The following is a 23,901-nucleotide window of genomic DNA, read 5'->3' as shown; positions in this document are numbered from 1 at the left end:
CGATGTCACAGGCAACTGAAATTTTAGACTTTTGGTTTGGCAAACCAGATGAACCGGGTTATGGAAAACCAAAATCTTCATGGTTTAGTAAAAAACCGGAATTTGACGAAGAACTTCGCGTCCGGTTTTTAACAGCTTATCAAAAAGCAGCAGCAGGAAATCTCGACGAATGGCTTGATGCCCCTGAGAGCTGTTTGGCTCTCATTTTGCTGCTCGATCAATTTCCCCGAAACGTTTTCCGAGATACTCCCGAAGCCTTTTTAACAGACTGGGAAGCACTCTCCGCAGCGCATCATGCCATTGCCCATGGCTATGACAAAGCACTTCTACCTGTCCAACGCTGGTTTATTTATCTCCCATTTGAACACAGCGAAAACTTGGAACATCAGCGTAAGTCGGTTCAGTTGTTTGAGCAACTCACCAACGATCCTGACAGTGCCAGTTGTATTGATTATGCTATTCGCCATATGAAAGTCATAGAGCGTTTTGGTCGCTTTCCCCATCGCAATGCGATTTTGGGAAGAACTTCAACACCAGAAGAAAAAGAGTTTTTAAAACAGACAGGGTCTTCTTTTTAAGAATAATCGGTGACCGATGAGCACCAACCAGCGTCGGTCACTGAAATACGTACTGTTTATATTCTGATAAATTTATTGAATCTTGAAGAACAATTGGTTCACTGCCAAACAAGACAGCGTCTAATTCGCTTTCCGTAAAAGAATAGCCTAAAGTAGTAGCAAAATTAACAATTTTTGTTTTATCCCAATCCCAAATACCAAATAATCCGCGAACGCAGCACTGACGGTAGTATTGCTCGTAAATTGCTCGATCCGACATCAACGTGTCATAAAAAGCATTCACTTGCTCTAGTGCCATAGCATTTTATCTCCCTTTAGTATGATTTGTAGCATTTAGACAAAGCTACATAGATCCACCAGTTAATTCCGGTTACATACATTATTCAAAAGATTTGTGTTCTGCCAAGGATAAATTTAGAAAAAGCGATCGGGGACAAGGGGGATAAGGGAGACAAGGGAGACAAGGAAGAATTCTACCTTGTCTACCCCCTCTACCTTGTCCCCGATCCCTTCTTTATCCTTTCTTCGATGCAATACAACGTCGGATCTCATCATTAAAAAGCCAGCCTTGGCTACCATCAGGTAGTTGAACTTCTGTAAAATCACCGCGCGATCGCAAAAACAAAACCCTTTCGCCTAGCTTGAGTTGTTTGATTGCACCAACTTCTGTTCCCGGTTCGGGTCGTAATTTAGCCGTAAACCTACCACCAGGAGGGGAAATAATACGACAAAGCTGGGGTTTTTCAGATAGCCAACTCTGTTGTGCGTTACTTCCGCTTGTGTTGTCAGCGTTAAAAAAGACCAATCCACCGATCGCACTCGCACAGACGGCAAAACTGACTCCCAAGAGGCGTGGCACTTTGCTGGGTATTGAAGCAATTGTAGATCGACCCGACCGCACAATCAGCTTTGAGTGTTCTTTAAAGCTGTTCACTTTGGGCATGCGTATCGTTTTCACGACGGGTTGTTGCGGGGCGATCGGTACAAGTGCGAATTCAATTGGAACATACCCTACAGGATAATCCTTGCTTGCGATCGCACTCACCCTAACATTGACTTGTCCCAAACGTATACTGCTACCAATAAAAAGAGGTATTTCACCAGCTAAAAGTAATTGACCATCAACAATAGGAGGGTTCCTTTGGCGTAAATTCCGCAAATAAAATCTTTCCTTAGCTTGATGAAAAAAGATTTCAATATGCAGCCCTGACACGGTTGGATCGTTCAAAACAATATCGCACTCTTCGGGATTGCGACCAACACGAACTCTACCGGGCTTCTTGCTATGTTGCTTCTCAGTAATTTTGCGATTCTTAGCTAATTCTCCTTCTTCCCATTCCAAAGTCAGTTCGTGTAAAGTCGTAGTTGTGACAGTCGCCTCAACACCTGAAAGTTGGTTGGGGTAAGCCGCTAATTCTCGAAGCGCACACAAAGCCTCTGTTGCTGTCTGATAACGATCCTTGAAGTGATAGCGTGTCATTTGAGTTAAGACAGCAGATAATCCCGGACTCACACAAGCTAGATGTTGCCACAAAATTTCTCCTGTGTTCGGATCGTCTTGGAGTTTGTGCGGATACATCCCCGTGAGTGCTTGAATACCCATCATCCCCAAGGCGTAGATATCGCTGCTAGGGCGCGGTAAGCGTCTAATTTGTTCGGAAGGCATATATCCGCGAGTTCCGACGATCAGAGTCAGATTATTATGCCCCGTGCGAGTTGCTGTTTGACTTCGCAATTGTTTAATTGCGCCAAAGTCAATCAGAACTAATTTGTTATCTGAAGCGCGTCTGATAAGATTGCTGGGTTTAATATCACGATGAATGACTCCTTGGCTGTGGACAAACTCTAAAATGCTCAGTACCTCAATGAGCAATTGGATAACTTGGCTTTCTGTCCATCTCAACCCCAAAGTTATTTCTTTGTTGAGAGAGTATCCATCAATAAATTCTTGTACCAAATAAAATTCTTGGTTCTCTTCAAAATATGCAAACAGTCGGGGAATTTGGTCGTGGCTACCCAACTTTTGCAACGTTTCAGCTTCTTTTTGAAATAACCTTCTAGCAGTTTCTAAAATTTCAGGGTCTGTACTAGAAGATTTAAGATGTTTGAGGACGCATTTAGGGTTTCCTGGGAGGTGGCTGTCCTCAGCAACGTAAGTTTGCCCAAAACCTCCTTCACCCAATACTTCAAGGACTTTGTAATGTCCTGCTAGTAACTGCCCAATCATGTTGTAACGGTGATTGTAAAAAGATTTCCGCAATGATTCCCCACGTAAAGAAAGGATAAAGGATAAAGGATGAAGGATGAAAAGAACAATGAAGAATCAAGGGTCATAAATAACGACTTTTCATACTTTACACTTGAGACTTCACACTTTATCTAACATATTTTTCTAATAAATAGGGAAGTCTAAATAGAGAAGAGTTTTGTATGGTTTGTTGCACTTTACTTGAAGTGCTCTAGTGTCGCTTATTTGGTAGATATCAATAAAACGACCCCAGTACATAAATGAATATCAAATCTAATAAACCATTGTTGCCATTTTGGCAGATTTACTCAAAACCTAATTCAATCTTTTTCGATATTTTTATTTAATCTTTTAGTCAAATTCATATCGATTTAAATTAGGAGAATTAACTACGGTGAGCCAGATTAACATAAAAAGACGAAACTAAAAGTTTACAATAAACATTAATAGTTTATTGGAAAAATACTCTAAAAAGTTAGAGCCTATACAGACGTACAAATATGTTGCTCTATGAACTAAGTACAGTATATTAAAAAAGTTACGTTTATAAAAATTTTGAAAAAAAGCTTTTTATACAGATAATTCTACGGTAAAAGATAATTTATGTCTGAGTGAGGGCATCCCTATTATGAAGAACTCTTTTCGGTTAGAATTTGGTACGATTTGTATCACTGTACTCTTGACATTATGTGGATGTGTGTCTCCAAAGGATTTAGATAATGTCAAATTTGAATTGCAAGATACGCAACAACAACTTCAAGAGGCGCAGAGACAGCTCAAGGATAGCGAACAACAAATTCAAATCCTGCAACAGCAACTCAAACAAAAAAATTCTGATATTGTAATAATGAACACTTGTTTGCAAGGTGTCGGGCGGGCGTTATCTGATATGGGAGATGGAAACAGTTCCGGGGCTTTTACGAATTTATCGTCAGTAGCGCAAGAATGCCGTCAATCGGATAGTATTGCAGAAAAAGTTCGCGTTGAGAAAAACAAAATATCCACCATAACAGTAACCACCAACAACTAACAACTAACCTTGAGCTACCTCAAAGACAGAGGAAGAAATTTTTGACAAAGTAGGGATAGCATTCAATCGGGAGTTAAAGACATGAGCAATGCTACCCTCAATTTCCAAACAGCAGCCGGACACCAAGTGCTAGCTGCTGCAGGTAAAAAATATTTACGTCCGGGTGGACGATTAGCAACAGAGCAATTACTCCAATGGGCTAATTTTCAGCCCGGAGAGACGGTTTTAGAATTAGCCTCTAGTTTTGGCTACAGCGCCATAGAACTGGCAAAACGTTATAACGTGAAAGTTGTTGGTGTAGAAAAAAATCCTGAAAGTGCTCTTCGTGCTCGTGCTAATATCCGTAACGCAGGCTTAGAAAACCAAATCGAAATTATTGAGGGTGATATTTTTCAATTAAATAAAATACCGGGTAAGTTCGATTACGTTTTAGCAGAAGCGATTTTGACCATGCAATCGCCCCCTGGCAAAGCTAAAATTTTATCTCAAATACACAACAAACTTAAAACTAAAGGTCTATTTCTCAGCCATGAATTACTAGCCAATGGCAAAGAAGAAGAAATTCATACCGATCTGGCAAGAGTGTTAAGATATAATTCCAAGCCACTTTCACAAGCTAACTGGAACGCTGTGTTTGCCTCTGCAGGATTGCAACTGCAGCAGCAAAAAATTGGAAAAATGTCCTTATTAAATTTAGGGCAGATGTTTCAAGATGAAGGTGTATTAAGTACTATTCGGATTTTATGGAACATTTTTACCCATAAGCCTATTCGCCAACGAGTTTGGGAAATGCGCCGGATTTTCCATAAATACAACAACGAACTAGGCTATATTATCATTTGCGCGATCGCCCAATAATCTCAAAAGAGGAGAGAAAGCAAGAGTATTTTGTTGAAAACAGTTCATATCAAATCCGTTTATATCGGAATTATTTCTCTTTCCTCTCTCTCTCTGCGCTCTCTGCGTCTCTGCGGTTTTTTAATCATTCATATCCTACCGGATTTGATATCAAATACAAAGCTTTGCAATCCACAATATAAACTCCACGCATCCAAAATCTAAAATTCCTATGATGAATACTACCAAATCCAACATCCAATTGTATTCAGAAATTGAATACCCCTGTGACGGAGTTCTGAGCAAAGTGTTAATCAAAGATAAAACTTGTCAATACACGCTCTTTTGTTTAGCAGCTGACACGGAAATTTCCGAGCATACCTCTACCCGCAATGCCACAATAAACGTTATCCAAGGAAAGGGTTTCCTGACTTTATCAGGAGAAGAGATCGCACTAGAACCTGGTGTTTTTGTCTTTATGCCTGCAAATGCTCCCCATGCATTGAAAGCCACGGATAATTTAGCATTTTTACTAACTCTTTGTAACAGAGATTAAAAAAGGATTGGGAGATACCTGAAAAGTTACTGCTCTCCATTAGCGATCGCGTCTAATTTCTTCGTATCCAGAATCGTTATTTTGCCTCCGCGACTGTAATCAATAACTGAGTTCACACTTTTGATCAAACGGACACATTCTTCATAAGTGATGCCAATACTTCGAGCCATGCGATAGTAAGGCAATTGAATTTTCAACGCTACTCCTTGTTCGGTTGGCTCCGTACCATCATGAGTCGCAAAATATTGAATTAATCTTGCAAGACGGACAATAGCTCTTTCAGAGACTAACCCATGAACTGTTTCATGTAGTTGCTGAATGCGAGAGTTAAAAACCACGAGCATACGCAGAGCAATATCAGGATTTTGCTGAATAGCTTTCAGTAAAGCATCTCTTGCTACCGTCAAAATCTCGCAATCACTCTGCGCCGTCACAGTCGCAGGTGCAACACCATCTCCAAGTAAAGCAGGAGCCGCAAAAATATCCCCAGTAGAAAGAGTGCGAAGAATTGTTTCTTTCCCTGTTGATGCTGTTTTAGTTATTTGAATTGAACCACCCACCACAGCGTATAACTTTGCTGGTAAACGATCTCCTTCATGCAGGATAATTTCACCATTCCGGTAGGAATGTACTTGAGTGTGAGGTTGCAAATTCAATTTATCTGCTGTTTCCAAATCGGCTAGTACGCTAACTTTTGAAAGCTGTTCTACACTTGCCTGCATAATTGGATTACTGGTTACCAGTCACCGTTAACGATGGACGGTGCTGAATCCATGGCTTTGCAACTTCCAGTTGTGCTGCTAGGCTAATTAAGGTAGCTTCTGCTGCGGGGCGTCCTATCAATTGCACGCCTATAGGTAAACCATTGCTGTCAAAACCCACAGGAAGTGCGATCGCAGGTTGTCCTGTCGCATTAGCGGGCGGACAGGGTGCAACCCAGTCAATAATTTTTTGGAATGTCTCTTCTGGGCTTAAGTCTGCCCATTCTCCAACACGAATGGGAGAATGGAGGTAAACTGGCAATACCAGTACATCCACCGTATCAAAAAATGCCACAATTTGTCGGGATACAACTTGCATTTGAGAAACTGCTTTCAAGTATTCCCCAGCAGAACCGCTTCTTTCAAACAACCATTGGGTAAATGGCTGTAAAATCTCATAAGGAAGCCCCGAAGAAGCTGGTGCAGTTTGCCAAACAATTTTAAACGGTTCTACGATCCCACTAAAATCAGGGCATTTTTCTTCCACAACATGACCGAGTTGTTCTAATAACTCGACTGTTTGCAAGACTCCTTGCTTGCAGTTGCTATCTGCTTCTCCAATGGGAAGGATTTTTGTAGAATAAGCAATCCGCAACCGTCCTGGTTTGATTTGAGTCGCAGCAAGAAATGATGGTTCGGGATTGGGAAGCCAATATGGATCGCCCGTGACATAGCCAGACATCACATCTAAAAGTGCAGCCGCATCTGCAACAGTACGTCCCAGGGGACCGTTCATTGCAATACCATTCATGCGATCGCCCACGGGTGCGTGAGTTACGCGTCCCCGTGATGGCTTGATTCCCACCAAACCACAACAAGCTGCTGGTCCCCGCACCGAACCGCCACCATCAGAACCTTGGGCGATCGCGCACAACCCTGCTGCTACGGCTGCGGCTGCACCACCACTCGAACCACCGGGAGTGTATTCCAAATTCCAGGGATTTCTAGCAGGAGGAAAGCCCCTCGGTTCCGTATAGGGACACGCACCTAGTTCTGAAGTTGCTGTTTTACCGAGAATAATAAATCCAGCGTGCTTAATGCGCGTAACCACACCATCATCATAATTAGGAATATTATTTAATAATGCCGGATTTCCAAAAGTACAAGGGACACCTGCAAGGGGGTTCAAGTCTTTGATAGAAATTGGCACGCCAAAAAATGGTGGCAATTCGGAAGCACTTGCGAGAATCTCTGTTTTAGCTTTAGCATCTGCAATAGCTTGCTCTGCCAACACTGTAAAATAACTTCCCAACTGAGGATTGAACTGTTGAATGCGTTCTAGGTAGACTTGTACTAAGTCTAGGGGAGAAACTTCCCGACGACGAACTAACTGCGCCTGTTCTAGGGCTGGAGTAAAAGCTAGATCCACTTGATTCATTGTGTTTTTTGAGGGTTTAGTTGTATTTATTCCTAGCGTTTTCTATCATTTTTTTTACTACCAGTTCATTCTAGAACAGGAGATACTCGCATGCGTCTTCACCGTTACAACAACCTACAGCAGATTCAGCAACTCAACCCACTGCAAGACCACTGTCAAATTTATCATCTGATGTTGGGCTACGAGTTTCCATGGGACATAACGAGAGCACTAGAAGTTGCACTTATGAAAACTTATTGTGTTCCGAGTATTTCTAAGTTATTAGATAAAACGGGGGAGTTTCACAAACGTCCTCAAAAACGCTACGATGATACAGCAATAATTATTGTAGAGTTTTGTAAATGGGGTTATGACAGCGATCGCGGTTGTCAGGCAATTCAGCGCATGAATGCCATTCACTCTCGTTTCAAAATTCAAAATGCTGATTTTCTCTATGTTCTGTCAACCTTTATTTTTGAACCTATCCGTTGGAATAGCCGTTTTGGTTGGAGGTTGATGTCGGAACAAGAAAGGCTCGCCTCTTTTTATTTCTGGCGGGAAGTGGGCAATCGGATGCACATTGAAGGGATTCCTGCAACTTACGAGGAATTGGAACAATACAATATTGAGTACGAACGAACGCACTTTCACTATGCAGAAACCAATCGTTCCGTTGGTGAAGCAACTCGTGATTTATTTTTGAGTTGGTACCCCAAGTGGATGTCTCCTCTTTTAAAACCTGCAATATACGCCTTACTTGATGACGCAATGCTAGATGCTTTTGGTTTTGAACATCCCTCCCAATGGCTGCGTCAAAGTGTTGAAAAAACTCTGCAAATCCGGGGTAGAATACAGCGTTTCTTACCACCCCTCAAGCAGTCAAAGTTTTTTATCGACTCTCCAACCCGCACCTATCCTCATGGCTATGCGATCGCAAATCTCGGATCGAAAGAAAAAGTTATCAATCACGACTAAAAACTTTGTTTGGTAGGTGTTATCAGCTTTACAATCATTAAAATTTATTCCAAAGGATTTAGGGCTGCTATATATTATCGGAATCTTTTGTCAAAGATTTCCAAACAAAATGTAATATAGCTTTACTCTTGTTCTTTTAAAGCCCGTCGTGCCAATTTCGCATAAGTCTTGACTGTTTCATAAGGCATCTCCAAATCTTGTGCCACTACCTGCAAAGACTCTCCCATCTCCCGCCTTGCCAAGATAGTTGCCCATTTCGAGGCTATTTCATCCGCACGATCTCCTCCAGTTCGCTTGCGTTGTGCCCTAAAAATTTCTACCAAATCCTCAATTCGTTTTGCCAACACACTTTCTACATCAGGTATATCTTGCGGAACTTCAGATGACCAACCCAAACGTGTTTGTCCCAAGCCAAAAGTAGTTTTATGACCGGTTCCGCAATAAAATGCGAGTTTCCCCAAAGCATAAAATAACTGCTCGAACTCTGGTTCTTGTGCTGCTTCTTTCTTCAAACTTAACTCAATTGCCCCAGTAAATCCCGTAACTGCACCTTTTTTACCTGCTAATACCTTTACAGTTGTTACCTGACAACGATTAATCAAGACATTGTCGTCTACCCAAGCCAGAAAAGCATCTTGGTCAACAGGTATCCCGGAAAAGTCGTTCCAACGCCTTAGGTAGCTGTGAAAAATGTTAACTGGAACGGGTAGAGGTAAATGATGACCTTTGCGACGGAAACTAGTAGGGCTCAGAAATGTTAAGGAGATCGTTCCACCGTACTCAGAATCTAACAGTGCGGCATAAGTTGTAGGAGGATGTGAAATTTGACAGGAAGCTATAGTTAAGGGGGCGTCTCGCAAATCAACTGAAGAAGGTAACTTTTTTACCCACTGCGCCATCCACTTTTGTACTCTACTGGATAAAGCTGTGACGTACCAATGATAAGAAGTGTTTGCAAGTAGTCGTATTTGTCTGCCGCTACTGGTTATCTCTCCATCTAATGCTGAGATAGTAAACGGTTTTTCGGATTCTCCATCATGCAAGTATGCTGACAGTTCAGGGTCTGTAGAACGCACGCGATCGAGAAACCAGGCATGAAGTCCGATAGTGTATTGGGCGTAAAGATAAGAATCTTTTTGGGGAACTAACTCAAACATCAAGCCCATCAATTCTGTGTCTGGCGACCATTTTGGGCGAGACTGAGGTTTACTTGGCTTTGTTGGAGAGCGTTGGGGCATGATGGTATTTGAGTTTTTTTGTATTTTATCTTGCATTCATCCCCTGCTGGGGATAAAGTAATAAATTTTTATTGACAAGCCCTACAGACTGGAAGTCTGTGGCTACATAAAGGAAGCCCACCTGCGTGGGCTAAAACCCAGAGCCCATGCAGGTGGGCTTTGTTTGTATAGCCGAGGCAGCGCGTTGCCCAGAGCAGCGCCGTGCCCAGAGAAGTTGCGGTTTGGGGGTTTCCACGTCAGATGCTTCACTTGGGTAAAGACGACAGGTGCTTCAACGGAGGAAACCTCCGCAACGCACTGTCTCCCCAATAGCAAACTTCGGGGGGTTTCCGCCCAACCCCACTTCGTGGGGAACCCAATGCCCCCCGTTGAGGCGACTGCTCTGCTCTGGGTTCCCCCCGTTGTAGCGCCTGCCGTCCACTCTTCTAGAGTGAGGGTGTTTTGGCAAAGGTTTTATTAAGGAAATTACATAATTTTCAGTCCAATGTAGCCAATGATGATTTTTCCTGGTCCTAAGTCCACGGAAAAGTGAAGTCGCCAAGCCCCTGGTGTCATGCGAACGTGCAAACTGAAAACACGCTCGTTGCCATCAGGACATTTAAAAGTTAATTCCTTTTTCAATCGCTTCAGCCTTGAGTCACTTTCCGGAGAAACCTTGCAAGGAAGACTGTCCATATCAAATACTCCATCTGTCCAGTTTTTGCAGGTTTCTTCCATTTCAAACAAACGCTTTATGACTTGCCGTAGTATTGGGTTACCACTGTTAAGGCTTTGTACTTGCTTATAGACATCATCGCAAAATACAAGATTTGGGAAGAGATCCTCTCTTAAATTCCAAATATCTAATCCGTCCAGAACTGTGGTACGAATACGGTATTTAAACCATTCACTATGTTTTTGTATGTGCTCTTTACAACTAGCATGAACGATTTTTACAACCTCATCAATCAACTCTCCATCTTCATCTATCCTTCTAAATTCTAAATTTACGTATCTGCAATTCCACTTCTCGTCTGAAAGTAAGCTGACTGATATTGTGTCAAGAATATGAGCAACTCCAAGTCCAATAACTTGCTCTCCTTGATAGCAAAATTCAGATAAACCTATGTTATTCTCAATGTTCAAAATCGCTGAATTTATGAGATCTGTTGAAAAAGGGCTTTTAGTTGCAAGAGTTTTGATAAAACCTCGCTCTATTTGGTCTACTTCTTTATCATTCAGCCAGCGGCGAAGAGGGTAATTAGGCGCAAGTAAGGTAGTATGAAAATCATCCTTAGTGCGAAGACTTACCTTTATCCCTCTATCCTTGATTGCCTTTATAGTGCTAATAAAATTAGACATCCATTGTCGTGCTATTGCTTCATTAGGTGCAGGATTTTGTAAAGACAATTCATTTAATATGACATCAAAATCCACGTCTCATTCTCCTGCTGGTTCTAACAATGCATCCAAGCTTTTTTCCCACTCGTCAAAGAAGCCATCTGGCCATTTGTCAATTCGTCCGTTTCTATCAATTCTTGGTGAAACGACTTCAGTAAAGGCTAGTCCCTCTTTTTCTCGACGTTGAAAGTAGTGCAACTGAACATCTTCAGGAGCAAGCTTACCGCTATGAACAGCAAGACGAATGCCATTTAAAACATGATCGCTATGAGTTTCAATTACTGCTTGAACACCACAACTAGCTGCAAGCGCCAGTAACTCCCCCATCTTTGCTTGTCCTTTTGGATGCAGATGTGCTTCTGGATTCTCAATTAAAATTAATGTACCAGGTTCAGATGCCAGTATAGCTACAATAATAGGTAAGGTATATGTAATTCCGAAACCAACGTTGGTCGCTCGGTGAGGGTTTCCCAATCCATAAGAATATTGAAAGCTTACCAAATCCATATCTGGGTTCGATTGAATCTCTATGCGTGTTCCTGGGCTTACTTCTCCTATCCATGCCTCCACTTGATCTCTCAAATTAAGTGACTTGGCTAAGGAATGGCTCAAACGAGAGATGGGAATCTCTTTGTCCCTATATACTGAAAGAAAATGAGCAGTATACTCACCTCTACTTCCTATTTGTTGATGTTGCCGTACTTGATAATCTGATATTTCAAAGTATGTGCGAGGTCCAACACGTTCTGCTTGAAGATAATGGAAGTTATCATTGAAAAGATTTGATTTATAAACATCAAGAGGGGCTGGTTCTGAGGTTAGAGTTAGGACATCTCCGGCTGGATTATAATTAAAAACCCATATTCCCTTCTTGCCGTCTTCCCAAATCAGTTCAAAACTAATAGAATCGTCTTGTGCTCCTTGGAAGAGAGCATCTTGAGCTGTACCAATACAGACCAGTTCACCGTTAAGAGCTAACCCTCTCATTGGTAATAAATCTTGTTGGTATGCTTGGCGTAGCAGACCAAATGCTTGAAGAACAGAAGATTTGCCAGTACTGTTAAGACCAGAAAGTAATGTAAGATTTCTGAAATGAAGAAATTGCTCTTCAAAAGGTTTGAAGTTTTTTAAGCGGATCGAACAAATCATAACAATACTTCTTGGATTAATTGTTCAATTATTCTAAACCTATACTTGACTTTGGTAATACTATCAGTTCCTTGAGAAATCGATCCCATAAATTCTTTATCATTATCCATGATATCGATAAATCTATCTATTAAATCTTCTTTTCGCTCTTTTAAATTATAAATTTGTTGCTCTTGAAGATGACTGAGATTGACTGCCCAAGCATCAAACAATGCTTTATTAATGGGATTTTTTTGAGTAAGTTTATCTTTTGAACGTTTGCGAAAAGCATATTCACCGAAAATGTCAAATGCTACTTTCATTGCTCGTATAAAATTTTGTTCTAACAAATTTATCTCTTGCTGAGACATTTGATTTATACTAGACATTGTTTCATTCAGAAAAACGTCTAAACTTTTAGCTTGATAATTATTATATGGAGTAAGCATAAAAGCTAAAAATCGAAGGACAAAATTTCGATCTTCCATACGAAGATATTTTCGAGTTTTTGTCTTTTGAAGACCTGTTACTAGCTTGAACTCTGCTGAATCTGCAAGTTTAGCCAAAAGGTTGGCTGCTTGTCCTTGATTCAAAGCATGACGGATTTCTTGTAGTGATAGCGGTAACCCACCAGTATTAATACGTTTGAAAATGTTAAATTTGACTTCGGGAGGTGTACCTTTTTCGATTAAATAAACTGTAATGACAGTCTCTTTAATTCGACGTTGATAGTGTCGGGGTAGCTCATTATAATTTTTATTTTTTAAATTAGTAAGAAACTCTAGCCCTTTTAATCTGAGATCGTTATCAATAACAAATCTCTTAATAGCTGTTAAGCGTTGCAGGCCATCTATGACTAACCATTTATCATCATCTGTTGCATCCAAATAAAAAGCAGGTAGTGGAATCCGGATAAGAATAGATTCTATAAGCCTACTTTTAGAAATATCCGTCCAAATGTCAGCGTGACGTTGAAAATCAGGAGTTAAATTAATTTCTTCATATTTAATTCTATCAAGAACAAGATCGATAGTCATTGGTCTAGTATCTACTCTAATTTGTGTAGGATCAAATGGTTCAGTAATTTCCTCTTCTTGGTCAATATCTGTGTCTTCTTCAAAATCCATGTTCTCATCAAAAAGCTCTGGATTGGATGTTTGGGTCTTAATCACAAAGGTAACTCCTTTAGTATTAACACTTACTAGTCTCTCATAATGAAAAACAAAGAGATCAAAATCATACAAGTTGAATTTGCTTATAAGACTTAGTTATTCTAGCAATTTTGTTAATAAACAGATACCCTCAGAATTAATTGTGGATTATATTTCACCCTTATAAAGACGCGCCATAGCGCGTCTCTACATCATTTTTGGAGATGTTTAGTATATAGCCTTACTTAGATACAACTAAATTCACTGTGGCTACATAAATGTTGCCCACCTGCGTGGGCTCTAGGTTTTAGCCCACGCAGGTGGGCTTTGTTTGTATAGCCCCACTCTTCTAGAGTGAGGGTGTTTTGGCAAAGGTTTTATTAAGGAAATTACATAATCTCATATACAAAAGCAGCTAGTTATTCTAGCTGCTCTACTAAAAAATCTATTGACCAGTTTACTTAGATACAACTAAATTCACTGGCGCAACTCCTGCCAAATCCAAAATTTGTGGAATCAAATCTTCACGCTTCACTGCCATCATGTGAACTCCATGACACAATTGACGCGCTACTTGCACTTGTTCGGCTGCAATTTTCATCCCTTCTTCTAAAGGTTTTTTAGCTTTTGCCAATCGATCGATGATGTCTTGGGGAATATTTACACCCGGTACGCATCGATTGATAAATTGAGCGTTCTTAGCTGATTTTAAAAGAAAAATTCCAGCTAAAATCGGTTTGTTACAACCACCAGCTATTTGATCCATAAACTTTTCCAGCCGTTCAAAATCTGTAATTAACTGACTTTGAAAGAATTGCGCTCCTGCTTCTAGTTTGCGATCAAATCGGCTTTGCAATCCGGACCAACTGTTACATTGCGGGTCAACAGCTGCACCGGGAAATAAGTTTAGCGCTCCATCTGTTAAAGGTTGCTCGTTGCAATCAACACCGTGATTGAGTTTCTGTATCATTTGTAGCAAGCGTATTGACTCTAAATCAAAAACTCCTTTGGCTTCTGGGTGGTCTCCTGCTTTCACGGGGTCACCAGTCAAAGCGAGGATATTATGAATACCCAAAGCGTGAGCACCCATAAGGTCGGCTTGCAAACCAATCCGGTTGCGATCGCGACACGCAATCTGACAAATCGGCTCAATTCCATTCTGTAACAAAATAGCTGATGCCACAAGCGAAGACATCCGCAGCACAGCACGGCTACCATCTGTGATGTTGACGGCATGAACCCTCCCCTTAAGGGTCGCCGCCATTTCAATCATATGTGTTGGATCTCCCCCTTTAGGAGGCGCAACCTCAGCAGTCACGAGAAACTCCCCCGCTTGTGCGGCTGCGCGAAATGAACTTAAGGGAGTGGTTGTCAAGATGTTGTGCATAAAAATTGGAAGAGGTTAATTTTAGACCTTAGATGTACAGTCCATCTAAAATCTAAAATTAAATATGTAAAACTGCTACAGTGGTAATGAGTAACCCATGGCTTTCTTAACCTGTGTAACTGTTTCGTTGGCAGCAGATTCAGCTTTCTGCTTGCCTTCGCGCAATACGGACTCAAGGTAGCCTTTATCATCAACTATTGCGCGGTACTTATCCTGAATGGGTTTCAACGCTGCATTGACCACATCCGTAAACAAAGGCTTAAATTGCCCCCAGCCCATATCCCGACATTCAGCCGCAACCTCTTCCTTGGTCTTGCCAGAAAGCAGCATATACAGCGTTAACAAATTGTTACTTTCAGGACGTTCTGGATTATCAAACTCCAAACCTCGAACTGGATCTGTTTTACACCGCTTAATTTTCTTGGCAATCTCATCAGGAGAATCTAACAGATTAATCCGGCTCAATTCTGATGGATCGGACTTTGACATTTTCTTTGTACCATCTGTCAAACTCATGACCCTAGCGCCTTCTTTACGGATTAAGGGTTCTGGTAACTTCAGCACGGGACGATCCGGTTTGGCAAACAAGTGGTTAAATCGGTTGACAATATCCCGTGTCAATTCCAAATGTTGCTTTTGGTCCTCACCGACTGGAACTTTATCTGTTTGGTAGAGTAAAATATCGGAAGCCATTAACACTGGGTAGTCTAACAAACCCGTATTAACGTTTTCTCCCTGCTTCACTGCCTTTTCTTTAAACTGAATCATATCTTCCAGCCAGTTTAGGGGAGTGATACAGTTAAGCAACCAAGTCAGTTCGCTATGGGCAGATACGTGAGATTGTATAAAGATAGTAGAGTGGCTTAGATCGATACCACACGCAAGATAGAGAGCTGCGATCGTGTAGCTATCTGATGCCAGGGTTGCTGGATTGTGCGGTGCTGTGATGGCATGTAAATCTACCACACAAAAGAAATTATCGTACTGGTTTTGGATTTCCACCCAGTTATTGATAGCACCTAAGTAGTTACCCAAATGTAGATTGCCCGTAGGTTGAACGCCAGAAAAGACTCGTTGCTTGTTGCTCATGAATTTTACTTTAGTTAGTAGTTAGTGGTTAGCGGTTAGTGGAAGCATAAATAGCAACTAACGACTAACCACTAACAATTAGTTTACAAAAATAGACAAAACGTAAGCTCTTTTGAAGCAAAGTAGCAGTAACCTAAAGTTTAAGTATTTTGAACACTCCGAGGTGTGTGCTCTATGAAAGCTTTACTCCTCTGGCCAATAATGCCTAATTCTTTCTGGTCTTACCAGGAAACACTCAAGTTGTCAGGTTTACGCACTACAAATCCGCCCTTGGGCTTAATTACAGTAGCTGCATTGTTGCCTGCTGATTGGGAAATTCGGTTGGTAGACCGTAATATCCGTCTGGAGACAGATGATGATTGGGCATGGTGCGATCTGGTGATTATCTCTGCAATGATAATCCAAAAACAGGATTTTCAGGAATTGATTCAAAAAGGAATTGCGTTAGGTAAAAAAGTTGCAGTTGGCGGACCATTCCCCACATCAGTACCGGAATTTGCTCTGGAAGCAGGAGCTAATTATCTTATTTTGGATGAAGGGGAATGCACTATTCCCATGTTTTTGCAAGCTTTAGCACGGGGAGACGAAGGGGGAATTTTCCGCGCTACAGAAAAACCGGATGTGACGCAAACTCCCATAGCCCGCTTTGACTTACTGGATTTAAACGCGTACCTAGCCATTACCGTACAGTTTTCACGCGGTTGTCCTTTTCAGTGCGAGTTTTGCGACATCATCAACTTGTATGGACGTAAGCCCCGTACAAAAACACCAGAACAGATGCTGAGGGAGTTTCAAGTCCTCTACGATCTGGGTTGGCGGCGGTATGTGTTTGTTGTAGATGACAATTTTATTGGGAACAAACGCAACGCTAAAGTATTTTTGCGATCGCTTATCCCTTGGATGGAACAACACAATTATCCTTTTATCTTGGTCACAGAAGCTTCTTTGAACTTGGCAGAAGACGATGAACTCATTGAGTTAATGGTGAAAGCTGGTTTCACTGTTGTATTCATGGGTATTGAAACACCAGATACAGATAGCCTATTGGGCATTCACAAAGTTCAGAACACGCGTCAAAGTTTAGTTGAGTCATGCCATAAAATTACGCGAGCAGGATTGCAGATCATGTCTGGTTTCATTATGGGCTTTGACAACGAACGTCCTGGTGCAGGTAAAAGGATTCGGGAGTTTATCGAAGAGACAGGAATTCCCCAAGGACAATTTAGCTTGCTACAAGCATTGCAAAATACTGCTATGTGGAACCGCTTGCAGCAAGAAGGACGACTGCTGGATGGGTTGGGGACATTTCATCAAGGTGCAATTATGAATTTTGTACCAACACGCCCAGTCGAAGAAATTACTGAGGAATACATCGACGCGTTTTGGTCTATTTACGAACCCATGCCCTATCTCAAACGAACTTTCCGTCACATGATGATGATGAAGGGCTGGCGTGGAAAAACCAATCGTCCGATAACATGGCCTGAAATCCGCTTATTTGCAGCATTGTGCTGGCGTCAGGGTGTAGTGCGTTCTACAAGGTTTAGGTATTGGTGGCAATTAATAGCGATCGCTCTTGCCAAACCCCGTCTTATCTATGATTATTTAACAGCTTTAGGTATTGGAGAGCACTTTTTTACCTACAGACATCAAGTTAAAGCGCAGTTACAGGCGCAGCTAGCTGCATTACGCCGTGCAAAGGAGACACACCAGAAGGAAAAAAGTTATGAGCTAAAAACGGTTTAGCATGGAAAGTGCTCTGTATTTTTAGCTGATTGACTTGTACTGACTGACATGGGAATTTCAATAAGAAATTCTGTCCCCTTTCCAAGAACAGAATTGCAACTCAATTTGCCACCGTGCGTTTCTTCAACAATTTGCCGAGCGATCGCCAATCCCAACCCCGTTCCTTTTCCCACAGCTTTCGTAGTAAATAAATGGTCAAATATCTTCTGTCTGACTGATTCACTCATCCCCTTGCCATTATCAGCAATAGCAATTTTAACCAGATTATTTTCTACTAAAGTTGTAACAGTAATTTGGTTGGGTTGAGCTTTAGTTTCTTCAAGATTCTGTCCGCGATTCGACTCCTCTAATGCATCAATAGCATTAGCTAAAATATTCATAAATACCTGATTTAATTGTCCTGGAAAACATTCAATTTGAGGTAAATTACCGTAGTGAGTCACGACTTCAATGGCAGGACGGTATTCGTTAGCTTTGAGACGGTGTTTGAGAATGAGAAGAGTGCTATCAATGCCTTCATGAATGTAAAACGGTACTTTGTAATCTTTATCGGCACGGGAAAAAGTACGTAAACTGGTGCTGATATTTTTGAGCCTGTCGCATGCTACAGTCATGGAATCAAGCATTTTGGGCAAGTCTTCTAAGCTATATTCCAAGTCGATTTCTGATTCGTGGTTGAGAATTTCTTCACTCTTGTTCGGTAAAGTTTTTTGATAGAGTTTCAAGTGTTCCACAATATCGACGAAGGTAGGTTTAGCTTGTTTGAGACTGGCAAAAATAAAACCTAAAGGATTATTCATTTCGTGAGCAACACCAGCAACTAAGTTACCCAAAGCAGACATTTTCTCACTTTGGATGATGTGTAATTGTGCTTGTTGCAGGTTTTGTAAAGCAGTTTCTAGTTGTTGGGCATATTCCTGAGAACGTTCATAAAGTCGAGCATTTTCTAAAGAAATAGCAGCTTGAGAGCAGAGTAAGTTGAGCAGTTCGACGCGATCGCTTGTGAAAGCTCCCATTGCTAAATTATTTTCTAGATATAAAATGCCCATCAACTTCCCCTGATGCAAAATCGGGCTACATAAGATACTTTTAGGTTGCTGACGAACAATATAGGAGTCGTCGGCTAAGGTAGGATCTGCTGTCGCATCCACCAGGACAACCGTCTGCTTGTTGTTCTTGACTTTGTAAATCAGCTTCAGGGGAATGTCTTGGCTATCTTCAACCGGAAGTTGCTGCAATACGACGGGGTGTGTTTCCCCGTTCATTGAGCCTTTGATTAGCAAGCGGTTGTCTCGCAAGAGCATTAACACGCATTTATCAGCCCCTGCATTTTCAATGACGATAGAAAGTAACGATGAAAACAGTTTTTCGAGTTCGATTTCACCTGAAAGAGTCTGGGAAGCTTTGAGAGTAGCTTTTAAATCTAGGATATCTGAGAGATTGTTGCTAGAAGTGCCCGAACTAGTGGATGTAACACTCCCCAAGACAAAGGTAGTTTCGTTAGTGTAAAGGGGAGAACAAGTTTCCTGTAACAGAATGGGGACAAGCAGTTGGGGATAGCGTTTTTCCAAGTCAGTGACTTTGGCTTTTGCTTCCCAACGGACATAGCCATAGTAGGCTTGAGTCATATACTCCTGAGCAATGCGATCCTTACCCCATTCCAAGTAAAACTTTGCTGCTAGTTCGTTGGCAAGTGCTTCAATATGGGTAAAGTGATTTTCTTTGGCTGCGGTAATAGCGCGATCGTAACAGACGATCGCATCTACGTAGTTACCTGAAACTCTCGCCATTTCAGCCGCCAGCAACAGTGATTGATGCAAAAAGTTCTCAGGACAGGTTTGCGTCCAGGTTTCTAGAAGTTTTCGCTGCTGCAGCATCACATCCCAGTAGTGCTGTTGATTCTCTGGTGTTGCTTGAGGATAAAGCGCGGCTAAACTAAGCGGGTAATAAAAGTGGAATAAAATGATGGGAAAAAGACCAAGATTAGAAGCTAGCGTTTTTTCAGCAATATGAGCGACTTCCAGGGCTTCGGCATAGCGACCATACAAGTACAATAGTTGGATTTTTAAGAAGCAATACCAATTGATACCACTTTCAAAATTATTCTTCTGCCAAACATCAAGGCAAACAATGTCCCGCTCTGTACCATTAACTAGGAGATCCGGTTCTTCCAACAAACCTTGCAGGTGTAAGAGAAATTGCCGCTGTAAGGTAAATCCATGCGACATATTCACATTATTTACTTGTTGCACGTAGCTCAAGTATTTCTCGGTTTCGGCATACACCTCTGATAGGCGATCGCCTTTCAACAACATCGTCCAAATAATACAGACTACTGCCCAAATGCCAAACCCAATGTCACCCGTTTCATAACTGGCTTGAAGGGTTTGTTGGTAAACTGTCACGTTTTTAACCAGGGGTCTGTTGTAGGGATTGATTGTATGACCAAAAACGTTATTGGTTTTGGGAATGAACTTGATGCTATTGAATTGACGATCGAGCTTTCGTCCCAACCTACCAAACTCATACGCATTTCGATAGTCTCCTTGAATCGCGAGCATCATCCCATACAAGCAGTAAGCACAGCCCGAACTTTCGGTATTGCCATAGATTAATGAAGTATGAAGCATTAAGAGGATGCTCAAAATTGTAAGCAGTTGTTTGCCACCAACATAAGCAGCTCCCCATAGATCGGGGAGGATTGACATACATACTTTCTTTGCTGGATCGGTCATCACAGGCAGATCGAATAGATCGGCGGGTTGCACGGTTTCTAGTTTGTCCTGGATCTCCTTGAGTGTGGTTTCGATCAGCGCTTGCTGACCTTCATCGGTTGCTGGGATGTTCATTCCCAAAACACTCAAGCCACTCAGTGCAGCCTCATGACTGGCAGGTAAATTCTCGCCGTGATTGGATCTTAGAGCTAGTTGAAGGCCATAAATCTCTGCTAGATCGAATTTATTTTTGGCATACTGTAATGCTCGCTCGAAGAGCCATTCTGCTTTGTCAATGCTCCCTGTGATATATTCGCACTCTGCACATTCCCGATACAACTTAAATGTAAGGTCGTAAGCAGTTTCCCAACTATCTTTGGGAAGTATTTCAATCCCGATCGTGCAGTATTTAACTGCTGCTTTATAAGCTGTAGAAACTTTTGCTTTTTTGCCAGCGATCAGATTCAACTGAGCTAACTCATATCGCTCGGCGATACAATGGATCAAATCGATTCCATTGTTCAACTGATTGGTAATATCAAAAACTTTGAGTTCTACGGTTTCAGGTGCCGTATTTTGCAACAGCAATTGCCCAATTTTAAGATGAGTGGCTTGCTGTTGGTCATCGGGAATCAGGGAGTAAGCGGCTTGCTGAACGCGATCGTGCAAAAAGCGGTAGGTGGGATTCACCGTATTCTCTGCCTCAAACTGTTCCGCACCTTGAAAAAACTTGTAAATCTGACTTGTGGGTAAAACCAAGCCTTCCTGCAAGGCTTTCCACAATGCTGTCGCTGCATCGGTTGGTGATTCTTCTGAAACAATCGCCAATGTTTCCAGATCGAACTGCGCCCCCACACAAGCAGCTAACTTGAGTATCTCTTGAGTGGTTTGTGGCAACTTTTGTAATTGCAGCGCCATAAACTGAACCACATCATCAGTAAGCGAGAGCGATCGCACTGCTATCATATCGCACTGCCAGTGTCCTATATTGAAGTCATAGACAATGCAGCCTTCATGATGCAAGGCTTTCAGAAACTGCGTGACAAAGAAGGGGTTGCCTTTGGTTTTTTGATAAACTAACTCTGTCAGTGGTTGTGCTAAAACTTTTGAACAGCTGAGGGTATCGGCAACCAAATCATTGATGTGAGATTGACTTAACGGAGCTAGGGTGAGAGTGCTGATAGTTGCTGAGGCTTTCTTTATCTCTTCAAGTGTCAGCATTAGGGGATGAGCGGGAAAGACTTCGTTATCTCGATATGCCCCAATCATTAGCAAATAGCCCACTGCATTTTGGCTCATCAACACTTGCACCAAGTTTAGTGAAGCTGAATCTGCCCACTGCAAGTCATCGAGGAACATGACTAACGGATGTTCTGCTGTGGTGAAGATGGCAATGAATTTCTGAAAGAGCAAGTTGAAGCGGTTCTGTGCAGCACTGCCATTCAGTTCTGGGGCTACGGGTTGTTTGCCAATAATCTGTTCGAGTTCGGGGATGACTTCAATGAGGACTTGTCCGTTCTCACCCAAAGTACAGAGGATTTTGTCTTTCCACTGTGCTAGCTGAGTATCATTTTCACTCAAGAGTTGTCCCATCAAGTGCCGAAAGGCTTGTACAAAGGCACTGAAGGGAATGTTACGGTTAAACTGGTCGTATTTTCCTTTGATGAAGTAACCGCGTTGCTGCACAATGGGTTTATGAACTTCGTTGATAACGGCGGTTTTGCCAATCCCGGAAAAGCCCGCAACTAGCATCATTTCTGTTGCACCAAGGCTGACTCTTTTAAAGGCTTGGAGCAGACTTGATGCTTCAGTTTCTCGTCCGTAAAGTTTGTCAGGGATAATGAAGCGATCGCAAACATCTCTCCGTGCAATTTCAAAGTCTTCGACCTTACCGTCAACTTGCAGCTGATGCAAACATTTTTCTAAATCAAACTTCAGTCCTAATGCACTTTGATATCTATCTTCAGCATTCTTTGCCATCAATTTACTAACAATTTTTGAGAGCACAGATGGAATTTTTGAATTAATTTTATCTACCAAGGGTGCGGTTTTAGCAATATGACAATGCACCAATTCCATTGCCTCATGTGCTGTAAATGGCAATTTTCCTGTCAGTAATTCGTAGAAAGTAACACCCAAAGAATAAAAATCTGTGCGATAATCTATCCCGCGATTCATTCTTCCCGTTTGTTCTGGAGAGATATAATTCAGCGTCCCTTCTATTACATTAGGATTGACAAGAGTTTGGGTTTCTCTCGGGAGTAGAGAAGCGATACTAAAATCAATTAATTTGACTTGTTTGGTTTCGGGGTTAATTAAAATATTGCTGGGTTTTATATCTTTGTGTATAATGCGCTCTTGATAGAGTAAATTTAAGGTATGGCATAAGGCGATCGCTACTTGTAAAAATTCCCTTAACGAGAGTGTTACTTCCCCTTCCCTAATCCAGTCTTTTAAAGAAATCGCGCCGTAATCTTCCATCACCAACCCATAGCTATTTTGATAAGGTTCTAGGTTATAAGTTTGGACAATGAAGGGTGAGTTAAGATTTTTGGCAATGGTATACTGATTGCGAAATTGTACTAGTTCATTGAAGCTGGGATAAGGATTTTTCAGCAGTTTAATGACTACAGGTAATGAGTCTATCTCTCGATATCCTCGATAAACTAGAGTTCTCGAACCATTGTAGATTTCTTCAGTTATGTTGTATCCGGGAATTCTTACAAGAGTGTCAGCCATACTGCTTTATCATGATTTCTGAATTTAGTTTTCCCACATTGGTAACATCTGTTTAGTATTAATTGCTAAATTTTGTTAAAGTTCTAGTAATAGTTGCTTGTGGTTGAAGAAGTAGAGCCTGCTTATAGACTGCAAAATTACAAAAAAAGGAACAGGGAACGCCTGTAGGAAATCGCGTGGCTGAGAACTTCGATCGCTCTTGGGGATTGCCACAAACTGAATTAGAAAATGATATCTATCATCTTTAAATAGTTCGACGATCTTGCAGTAGAATTATTATTCTTCTATAACTAAGTACAGCTTTAAAAAACGACTTAAGCGTTAAATTATTTCATTCGTAGACCCCTCCAAGGAAGATAAGACATGAACAAAGCTGCGATTAGCTTGGATCTAGAAAAAGTGACGGAAGACCACGCCGAGATGCTGTACTCACATCTAAGTGACCCTATTTTATATGAATATTTAGAAGATGAGATACCGACTCTCTCGGATTTGAAGCACAAGTTCAAGTTTGCTGCACTGGAAAAATCACCTGATAACGATACTATGACTTGGCTCAAGTGGGCGGCGGTACTTCCCCAACGCCAGTTTGTTGGAGTTGTCGAGATAGGTATTTTCGATGACGCTTACGCAGAAATTGGTCTCATGACTTTTGCAAACTTTCAGAAACGGGGGTATGCGCCTGCTTACTGCTCAAAAGCGATCGCCCTTGCTCGCGAGCGCTTTGACTTTCCTGCTCTTTATGCTTCGGTGAACGAGCAAAACTATGGTTGTCGTAAGGTGCTTGAGAATCTTGATTTTGAGCTATATAGCGTTAATAAGACCGCAGAGTTTGTCAAAGGTAAATTTTCTGATGAACTTATTTACCGTTTGACCTTTTTGAAACCCAACTGAGCCAGAAGCGATCTCCCGACTGCAACAAATAATCTTTCTTTTTCAAGATAATGCCATTAAGCCATGTGCTGTCATATAAACGGCGCATAACCG

The 23,901-nt window shown here is 41.6% G+C and carries 18 protein-coding genes; 7 read left to right on the top strand and 11 right to left on the bottom strand.

All coding sequences use genetic code 11. The annotated features are described in order from the left end of the window. Window positions 1–2 precede the first annotated feature (2 nt). Entirely contained in the window at window positions 3–578 is a 576-nt protein-coding gene (locus AB0756_RS20405; protein WP_038079943.1) for a DUF924 family protein, read from the top strand. Between the two features lie 37 nt (window positions 579–615). On the opposite strand, the gene AB0756_RS20400 is transcribed toward AB0756_RS20405, so the two are convergent. Next, window positions 616–876: a Nif11-like leader peptide family natural product precursor gene (locus AB0756_RS20400; RefSeq protein ID WP_038079946.1), complete on the bottom strand. Its 261-nt coding sequence runs from the start codon at window positions 874–876 to the stop codon at window positions 616–618. A gap of 216 nt (window positions 877–1,092) precedes the next feature. Continuing rightward, on the bottom strand, window positions 1,093–2,805 hold the full coding sequence (locus tag AB0756_RS20395) for a protein kinase domain-containing protein (protein ID WP_038079948.1): 1,713 nt from the start codon (window positions 2,803–2,805) through the stop codon (window positions 1,093–1,095). 649 nt (window positions 2,806–3,454) lie between these two features. Between AB0756_RS20395 and AB0756_RS20390 the strand changes: the two genes are divergently transcribed. From AB0756_RS20390 to AB0756_RS20380, 3 genes are all read left to right on the top strand, one after another. Beyond that, complete coding sequence (locus tag AB0756_RS20390) at window positions 3,455–3,856, top strand: hypothetical protein (protein ID WP_038079951.1); 402 nt, start codon at window positions 3,455–3,457, stop codon at window positions 3,854–3,856. Window positions 3,857–3,937: 81 nt separating this feature from the next. Continuing rightward, a complete protein-coding gene (locus tag AB0756_RS20385) occupies window positions 3,938–4,714 on the top strand; it encodes an SAM-dependent methyltransferase (protein ID WP_038079953.1) in 777 nt (258 codons plus the stop codon). Window positions 4,715–4,925: 211 nt separating this feature from the next. Continuing rightward, a complete protein-coding gene (locus AB0756_RS20380; RefSeq protein WP_237265992.1) occupies window positions 4,926–5,249 on the top strand; it encodes a cupin domain-containing protein in 324 nt (107 codons plus the stop codon). A gap of 26 nt (window positions 5,250–5,275) precedes the next feature. Here the strand turns inward: AB0756_RS20380 and AB0756_RS20375 are convergent, their stop codons facing one another. Both AB0756_RS20375 and AB0756_RS20370 read right to left on the bottom strand, forming a co-directional pair. Beyond that, window positions 5,276–5,971, bottom strand: coding sequence for a Crp/Fnr family transcriptional regulator (locus AB0756_RS20375; protein WP_038079957.1), 696 nt, complete (start codon window positions 5,969–5,971; stop codon window positions 5,276–5,278). A gap of 7 nt (window positions 5,972–5,978) precedes the next feature. Continuing rightward, the gene (locus AB0756_RS20370; RefSeq protein ID WP_038079958.1) at window positions 5,979–7,388 is read right to left on the bottom strand and encodes an amidase; all 1,410 of its coding nucleotides are present in this window, start codon (window positions 7,386–7,388) and stop codon (window positions 5,979–5,981) included. A gap of 90 nt (window positions 7,389–7,478) precedes the next feature. Between AB0756_RS20370 and AB0756_RS20365 the strand changes: the two genes are divergently transcribed. Further along, complete coding sequence (locus AB0756_RS20365) at window positions 7,479–8,342, top strand: oxygenase MpaB family protein (RefSeq protein ID WP_038079960.1); 864 nt, start codon at window positions 7,479–7,481, stop codon at window positions 8,340–8,342. 122 nt (window positions 8,343–8,464) lie between these two features. Here the strand turns inward: AB0756_RS20365 and cas6 are convergent, their stop codons facing one another. The 6 genes from cas6 to trpS all read right to left on the bottom strand — a co-directional run bounded on the left by cas6 (window position 8,465) and on the right by trpS (window position 15,715). Next, window positions 8,465–9,580, bottom strand: coding sequence for a CRISPR-associated endoribonuclease Cas6 (gene cas6, locus AB0756_RS20360; RefSeq protein WP_038079992.1), 1,116 nt, complete (start codon window positions 9,578–9,580; stop codon window positions 8,465–8,467). Between the two features lie 465 nt (window positions 9,581–10,045). Further along, on the bottom strand, window positions 10,046–10,996 hold the full coding sequence (locus AB0756_RS20355) for a hypothetical protein (protein ID WP_038079962.1): 951 nt from the start codon (window positions 10,994–10,996) through the stop codon (window positions 10,046–10,048). A 3-nt stretch (window positions 10,997–10,999) separates the two neighbouring features. Then, complete coding sequence (locus tag AB0756_RS20350; RefSeq protein WP_038079964.1) at window positions 11,000–12,109, bottom strand: AAA family ATPase; 1,110 nt, start codon at window positions 12,107–12,109, stop codon at window positions 11,000–11,002. Further along, window positions 12,106–13,260, bottom strand: coding sequence for a DUF262 domain-containing protein (locus AB0756_RS20345; protein ID WP_038079993.1), 1,155 nt, complete (start codon window positions 13,258–13,260; stop codon window positions 12,106–12,108). The genes AB0756_RS20350 and AB0756_RS20345 overlap by 4 nt, the downstream gene beginning before the upstream one ends. 436 nt (window positions 13,261–13,696) lie before the next feature. Then, window positions 13,697–14,626, bottom strand: coding sequence for a methylenetetrahydrofolate reductase (locus AB0756_RS20340; protein WP_038079966.1), 930 nt, complete (start codon window positions 14,624–14,626; stop codon window positions 13,697–13,699). A 75-nt stretch (window positions 14,627–14,701) separates the two neighbouring features. After that, on the bottom strand, window positions 14,702–15,715 hold the full coding sequence (gene trpS, locus AB0756_RS20335) for a tryptophan--tRNA ligase (protein ID WP_038079976.1): 1,014 nt from the start codon (window positions 15,713–15,715) through the stop codon (window positions 14,702–14,704). A gap of 174 nt (window positions 15,716–15,889) precedes the next feature. On the opposite strand from trpS, the gene AB0756_RS20330 reads away from it, so the two are divergent. Continuing rightward, window positions 15,890–17,461 (top strand): B12-binding domain-containing radical SAM protein, encoded by a 1,572-nt coding sequence (locus AB0756_RS20330; protein WP_038079977.1) that lies wholly within the window; start codon window positions 15,890–15,892, stop codon window positions 17,459–17,461. Here AB0756_RS20330 and AB0756_RS20325 read toward each other — a convergent pair. Further along, window positions 17,458–22,914, bottom strand: coding sequence for a trifunctional serine/threonine-protein kinase/ATP-binding protein/sensor histidine kinase (locus tag AB0756_RS20325; RefSeq protein ID WP_167844789.1), 5,457 nt, complete (start codon window positions 22,912–22,914; stop codon window positions 17,458–17,460). The genes AB0756_RS20330 and AB0756_RS20325 overlap by 4 nt on opposite strands. Before the next feature lie 363 nt (window positions 22,915–23,277). Here AB0756_RS20325 and AB0756_RS20320 point away from each other — a divergent pair, with 363 nt between their 5' ends. Next, the gene (locus AB0756_RS20320) at window positions 23,278–23,808 is read left to right on the top strand and encodes a GNAT family N-acetyltransferase (protein ID WP_038079984.1); all 531 of its coding nucleotides are present in this window, start codon (window positions 23,278–23,280) and stop codon (window positions 23,806–23,808) included. The last annotated feature ends 93 nt before the right edge of the window (window positions 23,809–23,901 follow it).

It is taken from the genome of Tolypothrix campylonemoides VB511288_2, from assembly GCF_045999855.1.
GTDB lineage: Bacteria > Cyanobacteriota > Cyanobacteriia > Cyanobacteriales > Nostocaceae > Scytonema > Scytonema bouteillei_A.
This window is presented reverse-complemented; position numbering and strand designations above follow the sequence as displayed.